A 13137-nucleotide genomic window follows, 5' to 3' on the forward strand; every position below is an offset into this window, starting at 1 on the left:
AGCCATCGTGGAAATCGCCAACAAAGTCTTCATCGTCACCGGCGGCGCGTCCGGCCTGGGTGCCGGTACGGTCCGCATGCTCGCGGCCAACGGCGCCAAGGTCGTCATCGCCGATCTTCAGGAAGAAGCCGGCGCCAAGCTCGCTGACGAGCTCGGCCAGACCTTCGTGCGTTGCGACGTGACCTCCGAGGAAGACGGCCAGGCCGTGGTGGCCCGCGCCCGTGAACTCGGCCCGCTCTTTGGCCTGGTCAACTGCGCCGGCATCGCCCCCGCGGCCCGCACAGTCAACAAGAGCGGTGCGCACCCGCTGCACCTCTTTCAGAAGACCATCGCCGTCAACCTCGTCGGCAGCTTCAACATGATCCGCCTGGCCGCCGAGGCCATGAGCGAGAACACGCCCGAAGCCACCGGCGAGCGCGGCGTGCTGATCAACACCGCGTCCGTGGCTGCCTATGACGGCCAGATCGGCCAGGCGGCCTATTCCGCCTCCAAGGGCGGCATCGTGGGCATGACCCTGCCGATCGCACGCGACCTGGCGAAGGTGGGCATTCGCTGCGTGACCATCGCCCCCGGCATCTTCGGCACGCCGATGATGTTCGGCATGCCGCAGGAAGTGCAGGATTCGCTCGCCGCGAGCGTGCCCTTCCCCTCGCGCCTGGGCACGCCGCAGGATTACGCCAAGCTCGCCCAGCACATCATCACCAATGAGATGCTGAACGGCGAGACCATCCGTCTGGATGGCGCGATCCGTCTGGCGCCGAAGTAAACTGCGCGAGCGCGTGGCGGGCCGCCGGCCCGTCGCGTCCGTCGCCATTGCTGTGCCGTGGCCCGCCGTTCGCGGGCCGCGTCTTTTTCAAGAAGCCTTCCCATGGGTCTGCTGCGCTCGACCGCCACCATCAGCGGGCTCACGCTGTTCTCTCGCATCACCGGCCTGGTCCGCGACGTCCTGATCGCGCGCGCCTTCGGTGCCGGCCCGCTCACCGACGCGTTCTGGGTGGCATTCCGCATCCCCAATCTGCTGCGCCGGCTCTTTGCCGAGGGCGCGTTCTCGCAGGCCTTCGTACCCATCCTCGGTGCTGCGCGCGAGCAGCAGAGCGAGGATGCCGTGCGCCAGCTCCTGGACAGGGTCGCCGTCCTGCTCACCGTGGCCTTGATGGTGGTCAGCGCGATTGGCGTCATCGCCGCCCCCTGGATCGTGACCGCCATGGCCACCGGCATGCGGCACGAGGCTCGCGCCGAAGAGTTCGTCTCGGCGGTGTGGATGACGCGGGCGATGTTTCCCTACATCCTCTGCATGTCGCTCGTGGCCTTTGCCTCGGGCGTGCTCAACACGTGGCGGCGGTTTGCCGTGCCGGCGTTCACCCCGGTGCTGCTCAACCTGGCCATGATCGCGGCGAGCCTGTGGCTCGTGGACCGTTTCGATCCGCCCATCCACGCGCTGGCCATCGGCGTCATGGCGGGCGGGGTCGCCCAGCTCGCGGTGCAGTGGATCGCCCTCGCCCGCCTGGGGCTTGCGCCACGGCTGCGCACGCGCGTGGGCGACGCCTGGCGCGACGAGACCGTGCGCCGCGTGCTGCGCCAGATGCTGCCGGCCACGATCGGCGTGTCCGTGGCCCAGATCTCCATCATCATCAACACCAACATCGCCACCTGGCTCACGCCGGGCAGCGTGACCTGGCTGTCCTTCGCCGACCGGCTGATGGAATTCCCGACCGCGCTGCTGGGCGTGGCACTGGGTACAGTGCTGCTGCCCAGCCTGTCACGCGCGCACGGCGCCGGCGACACCAAGGCCTACGGCGCCCTGCTGGACTGGGGGCTGCGTCTCATGCTGCTCGCGGGCATCCCGGCCGCCGTTGGCCTTGCCCTGCTGGCCGACGGCCTCGTCGCGACCCTCTTTCATTATGGTGCGTTCGACCAGCGCGACGCGATGCAGACCACCACCGCGGTCGTGGCCTATGCGGTCGGGCTGACCGGCCTGCTCGCCGTGAAGATCCTGGCCCCCGGCTTCTACGCCCGTCAGGACATCCGCACGCCCGTGCGCATCGCGATCGCCGTGCTCGTCGTCACCCAGATCCTGAACGCGATCTTCGTGCCCTTCCTGGGCCATGCAGGCCTCGCCCTGTCCATCGGGCTGGGCGCCTGCGCCAACGCGCTCGCGCTCTTCGTCGGCCTGCTGCGTCGCGGCATCTACCGGCCGGCCGCGGGCTGGGGCAAGTTCCTGCTGCGCCTGGTCTTGGCTGTGCTCGCGATGGCCGCATTCCTCATCCTGGCCAACGCCCGACTGGATTGGTACGCACTGCAGGCCACGCCGATGGTGCGCATCGGCTGGCTGCTGGGCCTCGTGGCCGCCGGGGGCGCGATCTACGGCGCGGTGCTGCTGCTGGCGGGCATGCGGCCCCGCGACCTGCGCCGAGCACGCTGAGCCAGCGCCCCGCTCAGCGCGCGCGCAGCGCGCTTCGCAGCTCCTGGGCGAAACGTCGACGCCGGCCGGGCGTGAGGAAGGTGCCCACCGCCACCTCGCGCCGCCCCTCGCAGAGCCACAGCACGTCCGCGCGCCGGCCGCGCCAATCCAGGCGTACCCAATCGGCGTTGAAACGGTGGTGTGTGGTGTGATGACCGCGGACCACGGCGACATGCACGGTGTCCCCCTCCAGGAACACGCATTCGCGATCGAGTGCGTGTCGGCCATAGAAGAGCAAGGCAACGGCGAGCGCGGCGTTCTCCAAGAGCGCGAAAGGCCAGACCATCCACGCACCGCGCCAGGCAAACACGCTGGCGAAGGCGAAGGACAAGGCCGTGAGCGTCCCGTAGAAGATCAGCACCTGACGCGGGGTGAACGAGCAGTTCTTGCGCAGCAGCCAGCGCTGGCCGTCGCCCTCGGTGGGCGGCGCGAGCGCGGCCTCCTCCGGGGACATGACGACAGACATGGCGGCTCCAGGATGCCGGCGACAAGGCGGGGCAGCCCGAGGTGGGCGACGCGGCCAAGGCCTGTCCCATGATAAGACAAAGCCTGGCGACCGGGTCAAGGCGCGGTGACGTTATCCGCTGCGGCCGTGATGGCCGCGTACAGCGTCAGGCCTGCGTGCCGTCCGGCAGCATGCAGACCTCGACGATCTGCAGGTCGTTGTCCTTGGCGAAGTCGAGCAAGAACTTCCAGGCGAGCGGCTCGAGCGCGCGCAACCGCTCATCGACCACGACGCTCTTGACGCCATCGATGTTCGTGGGCCGGGTGTACGGCGAGTAGGTCAGGTGGCTCGCCGCCATGCCAGGCGGACGGAACTGGGCCATGACGCCAGCCAGGCGCTCGGCCCAGTCGCTGGGACGGAAAGTGGAGCCACGCGATGTGACACCCTTGATGATGATTTGCCGAACCGGATCTGTCATGGGGTCTTTTCAGATGAGCCGCGATTTTAGTACATCGTTGCCGTCAGTTCCTGTCATGATCGACAGGTAATCTCAAGTATCATCCCCATTGGCCTGCAGCAGCCGCCACAGGCCAGGATCCGCGGGTTTCCGCACCCTTTTCCCCGTTCACACGGAGCCAACGCATGTCCTCGGCATTGTCCAATATCTTCTCCCGTCTTCCGGTTTCCTTCACGCATGGCCAGGGTGTCTGGCTGTGGGATGCCGACGGGCGACGATACCTGGACGCGCTGTCGGGCATCGGCGTGAACTCCCTGGGTCACGCCCACCCGCGCCTGGTCGCTGCCATCACGGAGCAGGCGCAGCGCGTGATCCACGTCTCCAACCTCTATGAGGTACCGCAGCAGGCCGCGCTGGCCGAGCGTCTGGTCGCGCTCTCCGGCCTGTCCGAGTGCATCTTCACGTCCTCCGGCTCCGAAGCCAACGAGACAGCGCTGAAGCTCGCGCGCTACTACGGCCACCAGAATGGCAACCCGCATGCGCACGTCATCACGATGGACTCGTCCTGGCATGGCCGCACGCTCGCCACGCTGGCGGCCACGGGCAGCGCCAAGGCGCGCGAGGGCTTCGAGCCCCTGCCCGCCGGCTACATCCAGGTCGCCTACAACAGCCTGAAGGCGATCGAGGATGCCGCCGCGGCCGAGCCGCGCGTGAACACCGTGCTGCTCGAGACGCTGCAGGGCGAAGGCGGCATCCGCCCGGCCGAGATCGAGTATCTGCAGGCCGTGCGCCGCCTGTGCGACGAGCGTGGCTGGCTCTTCATGATCGACGAAGTCCAGTCCGGCATCGGCCGCACGGGCAAGTGGTTCGCCCATCAGTGGGCCGACATCCGTCCGGACGTCATGACGCTTGCCAAGGGCCTGGGCGGCGGCGTGCCGATCGGCGCCACGCTGATGGGCGGACGCGCCGCCGGCGTCTTCAAGCCGGGCAGCCACGGCACCACGTTCGGCGGCAACCCGCTGGTGTGTCATGCCGCGCTCACCGTGCTGCAGACGCTGGAGGACGATGGCCTGCTCGAAAGCGCGCACCGCGTGGGCACCCATCTTCAGGATGCGCTGCGCTCAGCGCTGGCCGGCGTGGCCGGCGTGAAGGAAGTGCGTGGCCGCGGCCTCATGATTGGCATCGAACTCGACCGCGCGTGCGGTGCCATCGTCCGCCAGGCGCTGGAAGCCGGCCTGCTGGTGAACGTCACGCGTGACCGCGTCGTGCGCCTTCTGCCGCCGCTCATCCTGACCGAAGCCGATGCCGACGAGATCGTCGCCCGCCTCGTGCCCACCATCAAAACCTTTCTGTCGGGCGCCAGCGCCTGACCGACGCCCGGCGCTGCGGCGCCGGGCCCGCGACCTATGACAACGACTGCCCAACCGACCGGCCCGCTGCGGCACTTTCTTCAGTTTCGCGACTTCACGCGCGACGAGATCGATTACGTGCTCGGCCGCGCGCGTCTCATCAAGGACCGCTTCAAGCGCTACGAACCGCACCACACCCTGCATGACCGCACCCTCGCCATGGTGTTCGAGAAGGCCAGCACGCGCACCCGCGTGTCCTTCGAGGCCGGCATGTACCAGATGGGCGGCTCGGTCATCAACCTGACGGCGGGCGATTCCCAGCTCGGACGCAGCGAGCCCATCGAGGACACCGCGCGCGTCGTCTCGCGCATGGTGGATCTGGTCATGATCCGCACCTTCGAGCAGACCCGCCTGGAGCGCTTCGCCTCGCATTCGCGCGTGCCTGTCATCAACGGCCTCACGAACGAATACCATCCCTGCCAGATCCTCGCGGACATCTTCACCTTCCTCGAGCATCGCGGCCCGATCCAGGGACGCACCGTGGCCTGGGTGGGCGATGCGAACAACATGGCCTACACGTGGCTGCAGGCCGCCGAGATGCTGGATTTCACCGTCCACGTGTCGTGCCCGGCCGGCTACACGCTGGATGCTGATCGCATCCAGGGCATCGACGCGCGCCACCTGAAGGTGTTCGATCGCCCCGAGGACGCCTGCCGAGGCGCGCATCTCGTCACCACCGACGTGTGGACAAGCATGGGCTACGAGGACGAGAACGAGGCCCGCCGCAAGGCCTTTGCCGACTGGTGCGTCGATGCCAAGATGATGGCGCTCGCCGACAAGGAAGCGCTTTTCATGCACTGCCTGCCCGCCCATCGTGGCGAGGAAGTCACCGCTGACGTCATCGACGGCGCCCAGAGCGTGGTGTGGGACGAGGCCGAGAACCGACTGCACGTGCAGAAGGCACTTATGGAGTTCCTCGTCCTCGGCCGCCAGGGCTGAGCCTGCGCGCTACAATCATGGGTTAGGCCGCTTGTCGCGGCCCTTCGCCATTTCTTGCCCGCTGCGAGGTGCCGCGACCTCGCAGCGTCGGTTGCCACTTTTCGCGCATCCATCGCACCATGACCACGATCCTGCCCCAACTCCCGACCGGTCAGAAAGTCGGCATCGCCTTCTCCGGCGGCCTGGACACCAGCGCCGCCCTGCTCTGGATGCGCAAGAAGGGCGCCATCCCCTACGCCTACACCGCCAATCTCGGCCAGCCCGACGAGCCCGATTACGACGCCATTCCCCGCCGCGCGCAGGAATACGGCGCCGAGCTCGCCCGCCTGATCGACTGCCGCAAACAGCTCGTGGCCGAAGGCATCGCGGCGCTCCAGGCCGGTGCCTTTCACGTCACCACGGCTGGTGTCACGTACTTCAACACGACCCCCATCGGGCGTGCAGTCACCGGCACCATGCTGGTTGCCGCCATGAAGGAAGACGGCGTCAACATCTGGGGTGATGGCAGCACGTTCAAGGGCAACGACATCGAACGTTTCTACCGCTACGGCCTGCTCACCAATCCGGACCTGAAGATCTACAAGCCCTGGCTGGACCAGACCTTCATCGACGAGCTCGGTGGCCGCTCGGAGATGTCCGAGTACATGCGCGCCGCGGGCTTCGACTACAAGATGTCGTCCGAGAAGGCATATTCGACGGATTCCAATCTGCTCGGCGCCACGCACGAAGCCAAGGACCTGGAGTTCCTGAACGCCGGCATGACCATCGTCAAGCCCATCATGGGCGTGGCGTTCTGGCGTGATGACGTCGAGGTCAAGCGCGAGACCGTCACCGTGCGCTTCGAGGAAGGCCAGCCGGTCGCTCTGAACGGCGTCACGTTCAGCGACCCGGTCGAACTCATGCTCGAAGCCAACCGCATCGGCGGGCGTCACGGGCTGGGCATGAGCGATCAGATCGAAAACCGCATCATCGAAGCCAAGAGCCGCGGCATCTACGAAGCCCCGGGCATGGCCCTGCTCTTCATCGCCTACGAGCGCCTCGTGACCGGCGTCCACAACGAAGACACGATCGAGCAGTACCGCGAGAACGGCCGCAAGCTCGGCCGCCTGCTGTACCAGGGCCGCTGGTTCGATCCGCAGGCCATCATGCTGCGCGAAGCCGCCCAGCGCTGGTGGCGCGCGCCGTCACCGGCGAAGTCACGATCGAACTGCGCCGCGGCAACGATTACTCGCTGCTCGACACCACTTCGCCCAACCTGACCTACGCGCCCGAGCGCCTGTCCATGGAGAAGGTCGAGAATGCGCCCTTCACGCCGGCCGATCGCATCGGCCAACTGACGATGCGCAACCTGGACATCACCGACACCCGTGCCAAGCTCGTCACCTACACGCAAGCCGGCCTGCTGTCGGCCAGCGGCACGGCGCTGCCGCAGTTGAAAGAAGACTGATCGCACATCAGCGCATAGGATCCGCTGTCGAAGCCCGGTCGCAAGCCGGGCTTTTTCATGTGCCTCACGGCGACGAGGCGAGATCCGATGGCGAGGCAGCCCCGAGCGCCCGCAGGGTCAGCGCCGTGGCCGCGGCACGCGTCTCGACACCCAGCTTCACGAAGACGTGCTCCAGATGCTTGTTCACCGTGCGCGGACTCATGCCGAGGATGTCGCTCACGTCCCGGTTCGTCTTGCCGCGAGCCACCCAGAGCAAGACGTCAGTCTCGCGCGGCGTGAGTCGGTACTGGCCTGCCAAGGCCTGCGCGGCGCGCAACGCATCGGCCTCCTCCTCCAGGAGCAGGATGAATTCGCCAGGCCGTTGTGCCCGGGCGAGCCGGATGACGAGTCGGCCTGGGCCTTCGACCACCCGCGGCGTCAAGGGCTCGTTGCGCGCGACGGCAGTCAGCCACTCCGCCACCCAGCGCACCAGGGGAGAAGGCAACGCCGTGGCGAACCGCGCCGGTCGCCGCTCGCTCGACCCCTCGGCTGACGACAGATCTGCTTGCGGTAACCATGGGTTCCGGTCCGGCTCATCGACAGCACCGGTACCTGCGGGACGCTCGCCGCTACCGTCCCTTGCTTCGTGCGCCTCGAAGTACGTCCGCAACCAGTGCCGCGCGCGCCGCGTCTCCCAGAGCGGCCTGCCTTCGGCATCCAGCACTACCACCGCATGTGCGACGGCATCCAGGGTGTCGATCGCACTGGACATCATCCGGGCGCTGCGCAGGTGGGCTTCGATGCGCGCCAGTACCGCATCCGGATCGACGGGCTTGGTGACGTAGTCGCTGCCGCCTGCCTGGAAACCGCGAACCACGTCCTCCGGTTCGGTCAGGCCTGTCATGAACACGACAGGCACGTGCCCTGCCCCCCAATGTGCCTTCAATCGGCGGCACGTCTCGAAGCCGTCCATGCCCGGCATGACCGCGTCGAGCAGCACGATGTCCGGCGTCACGTAATCCAGGCGCTCCAGCGCGGAGATGCCATCCGTGGCGACGAGCACCGTGTATCCCGCGGCGTCCAGTGCATCGGACAGGAGCCGCAGGTTGTCGGGCACGTCGTCCACGAGCAGGACGAGCTTGCCCTCATTCAGGGGCTTGGGCATGGCGGACATGGCGTTTGAGCACCTGTTGGTATTCCTTCAGCCGGAAGCCGGCGGCGAGCGTGCGCAGGTGGGCGGTGAGCGGTGCGGCGCGCGGCAGGCGCGCCTGGATCTCGTCCAGCTTGACGAGCACGCCCTTCACATAGCCCATCGCGCCGAGCTCGAGCAAGGCGTCCGCATCGTCGCGCTCGAGCACGATGTCGAGCGTGGCGGGCGTGTCCTGCAGCGGCGCAAGCTCACCGGCAGGCTCGGTGATCCACTCGACGTTCAGGCACTGGCCGATCCGCAGCAGCAGCTCGGGCAGCATCACGGGCTTGGCGACGAAGCGCGTGGTGCCTGCCACTGCCGCAGCATCCAGCGTGGCCACCGTGGCAGACACCATGATGACCGGCAGTTGCGGCTGACGGGCATACAAGGCTGCACGTACGGCCCAGCCGTCCAGCCCAGGCATGGTGACGTCCAGCAGGACGAGATCCGGCACCTGTGCGGCCACCGCCGCCAGACACGCTTCGCCGTCCAGCGCTTCGTCCACGTGAAAGCCGAGCGGCTCGAGCATGTCGCGCAGCAGCCGACGGTGCGCGACCTGATCGTCCACCACCAGGAGACGCCGGGGCGCACCGCGATAGCCCAACACCACACCCGGCACGTGCGGGTCACCGCTCAGCATGCGTACCTCCGGCAGGAAGAGCTTCAGCCCGAAGTGGCTGCCCTCGCCCACGGTGCTCTGGACCTGCAGCTCGCCGCCCATCACGTGGGTCAGCATGCGGCACACCGTGAGCCCGAGTCCCGTGCCGGTATCGGCCTGGCGCTCGCCCGCCCAGCTACGCTCGAACGGCAGGAAGATGCGTTCCAGATCCTCCGCCGGAATGCCTGGTCCCGTGTCCTCGACGTCGAACTGCATCAGCTCGCGCGCGTAGCGCACGCGCAGCCGCACACGACCCGAGTCGGTGTACTTCACGGCGTTGCTGAGCAGGTTGATGAGCACCTGGCGCAGTCGCTTCTCGTCCACGTGCACGATATCCGGCAGCCGGGACTGCACGACGCATTCGAAACGCAAGCCCTTGTCCTCGGCCTGCGGGCGCATCAGGCGCACGATCTGGTCAAGGAAAGCCGGGAACACGCACTCCGTGCGCTCCAGGCGCAGCTTGCCGGCTTCGATGCGAGAGATGTCGAGCAGGCCATCGATCAGCCCCAGCAGGTGTCGCCCGCTGCGCAGGATCACCTCCACCGCCTCGCGCCGCCCGAGGGGCATGGCCGGGTCACGCTGGAGCACCTGCGCGTAGCCGAGAATCCCGTTGAGCGGCGCCCGCAGCTCGTGGCTCATCCCGGTCAGGAACCGGCTCTTGGCCAGATTGGCGGCTTCTGCCGCCTCCTTGGCGCGCTGCAATTGCGCGTCGGTGGCATTGTGCGCATCGATCTCGCGCAGCAGCAGCGCGGTCTGGCGATCGGATTCTTCCTGGGCCACGCGGCGGCTCTCGCGCGCCAGCACCAGCCACCAGGAGGCCACGCCCGCGATCAGCAGCAACACGGTATAGATCTTGGCGAAGGTGGCAAAGAGCGGGGCGGATCGATCCCCGCCACCTGCAGCTTGGCGGATTCCTCGTAGTACAGCAGCCCCAGCGCCACGCCGAGGATGGCGCTGAACGACACCAGCACCAGCAGATAGTGCGCGAGGCGCCGATGCACCAGGGGCCGCCAGGATGCCGGCACCAGCTGCGCCAGCACGCCGCCCAGCTGTTCGGCCAACCGCGCCTCGGGCTTGCAGCGGTCGTGGCACCGGGCATCCAGCGTGCAGCACAGCGAGCAGATGAAGCCGCTGTAGGCCGGACAGTGCGCCATGTCGTCCGTCTCGAAGGCATTGCGGCAGATCACGCAGTGCAGGCTGGCGGGCCCGGGCGGCAGACCGTCCCGCGGCCGGGCCAACGTGTAGCGCCCGCGCGTGACGCGCGCGATCACCGGGGCGAGCAGCATGGCCACGAACAAGGCCAGGAACGGCGACAAGGCGCCAGCCAGTTCGCCGAACGCGCCGGCGAAGGCCAGGATCGACCCCCCGAAGGCGGCGAACATGCTGCCCACGCCAACCGGATTGATGTCGTACAGATAGGCGCGGCGGAACTCCACCCCGTGCGGGCTCAGGCCCAGTGGCTTGTTGATGACGAGATCGCCCACCAGCGCGCCGATCCACGCGAGCGCAACGTGCCCGAAGAGCGCGAGCACGTGCTCAAGCGCCTGGAACACCCCGAGCTCCATCAATACGATGGCGATGAGCACGTTGAAGACGAGCCAGACCACCCGCCCGGGGTGGCTGTGCGTGACGCGCGAGAAGAAGTTGGACCACGCGAGCGAGCCCGCGTACGCATTGGTGACGTTGATTTTGACCTGCGAGATCACCACGAAGAGCGTCATGGCCGCCAGCGCCCACGCCGGATCCGCAAAGACGTAGCCGTAGGCGAGCAGATACATCTGCGTCGGATCGGCCGCCTTGTCCGCCGTGGCGCCAGCCGACACCAGCAGGTAGGCCAGGAACGCGCCGGCCAGCATCTTGGCCGCCCCCGGCAGGATCCATCCAGGGCCGGCACACAGCAGCGCCGCCCACCAGCGCCCCCGGTTCCTGCGCGTCTGCTCCGGGAGAAAGCGCAGGAAATCCACCTGCTCGCCGATCTGCGTCACCAGCGCCGCCGCCACGGCGGCCGCCGAACCAAAGAGCAGCAGATTGAACTGCCCTCCGTTGCCCTCGATGCCAGCGAAGGCGAAGAGCCCGTTCAGCGCCTGCGGATCCTGATGCAGGATGGCCACGTAGGGCACGACGAGCATCAGGAGCCAGATCGGCTGCGTCCAGGCCTGCAGGCGGCTGATCAGCGTCACCCCGTAGGCCACCAGCGGCAGGATGACGAGTGCGCACACGAGATACCCGATGGACAGCGGCAGCCCGGTCAGTAACTGGATGGCCAGCGCCATGATGGCCGCTTCGAGGGCGAAGAAGATGAAGGTGAAGGACGCGTAGATCAGCGAGGTCAGCGTCGAGCCGAGATAGCCGAAACCGGCCCCGCGGGTGAGCAGATCCATGTCCAACCCATGGCGCGCCGCGTAGTAGGCGATCGGCAGGCCGGTGAGAAAGATCAGCACCGACACCGCCAGGATGGCCCAGAAGGCATTGACGAAGCCGTAGTTCAGCGCGATGGCGCCGCCGATCGCTTCCAGCGCGAGGAACGACACCGCGCCGACGGCCGTGTTCGCCACCCGCCATTCTGACCATTTGCGAAAGGCGCGCGGCGTGAAACGCAGCGCGTAGTCCTCCAGGGTCTCGTTGGCGACCCACGTGTTGTAGTCGCGCCGGACGGTGGCGATCCGCTGCGGTGCACTCGAGGGTGGAGAGGCCTCCATGGCAGTGACGCTTCCTTACACAGACCCAGGCGTGGCGGGATATTGCTGCACCCCTGTTGTACACCAGCACCTGCGGAATCCGGCTACGTCAATCGACGTATATTGCACCGCAGCAGTTACGCCTAGTATCGACTCCGTCCCGGCAGCCGCCGTCTCCGGCCTCGCAAAGCCGTCCTCAAGGAGCGATCGATGTCTCGTGCCAAACCCCGTCCCGAAGACCTGCAATCCCCTGGCCGCCGCCGTGCCGCCATGGCCCTGGCCGCCCTGCCCATGCTGGCCGCCCCCGGTTTCGGCCGCGCGCAGGGCGCCAAGCTCGCCGTCACCGACAAGGAGGTGGTGGTGGGCCAGCTGCACTCGGCCACGGGCACCATGGCAATCAGCGAGACCGGCTCGATCCAGGCCGAGCGCCTGGCCATCGACCAGATCAACGCCGCCGGCGGCATCCTCGGCCGCCAGATCCGCGTCATCCAGGAAGACGGCGCCTCGGACTGGCCGACCTTTGCCGAGAAGGCGCGCAAGCTGCTCGTGAGCGATCGCGTGGCCACCGTGTTCGGCTGCTGGACATCCGCCTCGCGCAAGGCCGTGCTGCCGATCTTCGAGAAGGAGAACGGCCTGCTCTACTACCCGACCTTCTACGAAGGCCTGGAGCAATCCAAGAACGTCTTCTACACCGGCCAGGAAGCCACTCAGCAGATCCTGTCTGGCCTGGACTGGGTCAACCGCGAGAAGAAGGCCAAGACCTTCTACCTGATCGGCTCGGACTACATCTGGCCACGCACCTCCAACAAGATCGCCCGCAAGCACATCGAGAACGTGCTGAAGGGTCAGGTCGTGGGCGAGGAGTATTACCCGCTGGGCCACACGCAGTTCGGCTCGCTGCTCAACAAGATCAAGCTGCGCAAGCCCGACGTCATCTACGCCATCGTGGTGGGCGGCAGCAACGTCTCCTTCTACAAGCAGTTGAAGGCCGCGGGCTTCTCCAGCGCGAACACCACCCTGCTCACGATCTCGGTCACCGAGGACGAGCTGCTGGGCATCGGCGGGGAGAACGTCGAGGGCTACTACTCCTGCATGAAGTACTTCCAGAGCCTGGACAACCCCAACAACAAGGCCTTCGTCGATGCCTTCAAGGCCAAGTACGGGCCGAACTCAGTGATCGGCGACGTGACCCAGGCGGCCTACCTGGGCCCCTGGCTCTGGAAGATGGCCGTGGAGAAGGCGGGCTCCTTCGAGGTCAACGACGTGGTGGCCGCCTCGCCCAATCTGGAATTCGACAAGGCGCCCGAAGGCTACGTGAAGATCCACCCCAACCACCACCTGTGGAGCCGCACCCGCGTAGGCCGCATGCGCGGCGACGGACAGTTCGACGTGGTCTGGGAAACCCCGGATCTCATCGAGCCCAATCCCTTCCCCGAAGGCTATCAGTAAGCCAGCCGGCCGCCCGTGCTCGGCGG

10 protein-coding genes and 1 pseudogene are annotated in these 13137 nt (G+C 67.3%); 6 read left to right on the top strand and 5 right to left on the bottom strand.

The features are described 5' to 3' along the window. The first annotated feature begins 7 nt into the window (after positions 1–7). Complete coding sequence (locus tag IMZ29_RS01240; protein ID WP_216179428.1) at positions 8–766, top strand: 3-hydroxyacyl-CoA dehydrogenase; 759 nt, start codon at positions 8–10, stop codon at positions 764–766. Between the two features lie 102 nt (positions 767–868). Next, complete coding sequence (gene murJ / locus IMZ29_RS01245; protein WP_216179430.1) at positions 869–2422, top strand: murein biosynthesis integral membrane protein MurJ; 1554 nt, start codon at positions 869–871, stop codon at positions 2420–2422. Between the two features lie 13 nt (positions 2423–2435). Here murJ and IMZ29_RS01250 read toward each other — a convergent pair whose 3' ends face one another. Further along, complete coding sequence (locus tag IMZ29_RS01250; protein WP_216179432.1) at positions 2436–2927, bottom strand: DUF2244 domain-containing protein; 492 nt, start codon at positions 2925–2927, stop codon at positions 2436–2438. Positions 2928–3072: 145 nt separating this feature from the next. Then, a complete protein-coding gene (locus IMZ29_RS01255; RefSeq protein WP_216179434.1) occupies positions 3073–3384 on the bottom strand; it encodes a DUF3579 domain-containing protein in 312 nt (103 codons plus the stop codon). Between the two features lie 164 nt (positions 3385–3548). Between IMZ29_RS01255 and IMZ29_RS01260 the strand changes: the two genes are divergently transcribed. From IMZ29_RS01260 to argG, 3 genes and pseudogenes are all read left to right on the top strand, one after another. Beyond that, positions 3549–4733: an aspartate aminotransferase family protein gene (locus IMZ29_RS01260; RefSeq protein WP_216179436.1), complete on the top strand. Its 1185-nt coding sequence runs from the start codon at positions 3549–3551 to the stop codon at positions 4731–4733. Between the two features lie 36 nt (positions 4734–4769). Next, positions 4770–5711 carry an ornithine carbamoyltransferase gene (argF, locus tag IMZ29_RS01265; protein WP_216179438.1) on the top strand — a complete coding sequence of 314 codons (942 nt, stop codon included), beginning with the start codon at positions 4770–4772 and terminating at the stop codon, positions 5709–5711. Between the two features lie 119 nt (positions 5712–5830). After that, positions 5831–7158, top strand: a pseudogene (argG, locus tag IMZ29_RS01270) (argininosuccinate synthase). 64 nt (positions 7159–7222) lie between these two features. Here argG and IMZ29_RS01275 read toward each other — a convergent pair. The 3 genes from IMZ29_RS01275 to IMZ29_RS23465 are packed head-to-tail and all read right to left on the bottom strand — an operon-like array spanning position 7223 to position 11683. Further along, complete coding sequence (locus IMZ29_RS01275) at positions 7223–8311, bottom strand: response regulator (protein WP_371820055.1); 1089 nt, start codon at positions 8309–8311, stop codon at positions 7223–7225. After that, positions 8283–9827 (bottom strand): ATP-binding response regulator, encoded by a 1545-nt coding sequence (locus IMZ29_RS23460; protein ID WP_443083788.1) that lies wholly within the window; start codon positions 9825–9827, stop codon positions 8283–8285. Before IMZ29_RS23460 ends, IMZ29_RS01275 begins: the two co-directional genes overlap by 29 nt. Further along, complete coding sequence (locus IMZ29_RS23465; RefSeq protein WP_253206627.1) at positions 9815–11683, bottom strand: purine-cytosine permease family protein; 1869 nt, start codon at positions 11681–11683, stop codon at positions 9815–9817. Before IMZ29_RS23465 ends, IMZ29_RS23460 begins: the two co-directional genes overlap by 13 nt. 249 nt (positions 11684–11932) lie before the next feature. Between IMZ29_RS23465 and urtA the strand changes: the two genes are divergently transcribed. Then, on the top strand, positions 11933–13111 hold the full coding sequence (urtA, locus tag IMZ29_RS01285; protein ID WP_253206642.1) for an urea ABC transporter substrate-binding protein: 1179 nt from the start codon (positions 11933–11935) through the stop codon (positions 13109–13111). Positions 13112–13137 lie beyond the last annotated feature (26 nt).

It is taken from the genome of Verticiella alkaliphila (genome assembly GCF_018904615.1).
GTDB lineage: Bacteria > Pseudomonadota > Gammaproteobacteria > Burkholderiales > Burkholderiaceae_B > Verticiella > Verticiella alkaliphila.

Bases quoted from the DNA above. Each gene is read 5' to 3' on its own strand.
- urtA (WP_253206642.1), top strand. From the start codon at position 11,933: ATGGCCCTGGCCGCCCTGCCCATGCTGGCCGCCCCCGGTTTCGGCCGC.
- IMZ29_RS01250 (WP_216179432.1), bottom strand. From the start codon at position 2,927: ATGTCTGTCGTCATGTCCCCGGAGGAGGCCGCGCTCGCGCCGCCCACC.
- IMZ29_RS23465 (WP_253206627.1), bottom strand. From the start codon at position 11,683: ATGGAGGCCTCTCCACCCTCGAGTGCACCGCAGCGGATCGCCACCGTC.
- IMZ29_RS01275 (WP_371820055.1), bottom strand. From the start codon at position 8,311: ATGTCCGCCATGCCCAAGCCCCTGAATGAGGGCAAGCTCGTCCTGCTC.
- IMZ29_RS01255 (WP_216179434.1), bottom strand. From the start codon at position 3,384: ATGACAGATCCGGTTCGGCAAATCATCATCAAGGGTGTCACATCGCGT.
- IMZ29_RS01260 (WP_216179436.1), top strand. From the start codon at position 3,549: ATGTCCTCGGCATTGTCCAATATCTTCTCCCGTCTTCCGGTTTCCTTC.
- murJ (WP_216179430.1), top strand. From the start codon at position 869: ATGGGTCTGCTGCGCTCGACCGCCACCATCAGCGGGCTCACGCTGTTC.
- argF (WP_216179438.1), top strand. From the start codon at position 4,770: ATGACAACGACTGCCCAACCGACCGGCCCGCTGCGGCACTTTCTTCAG.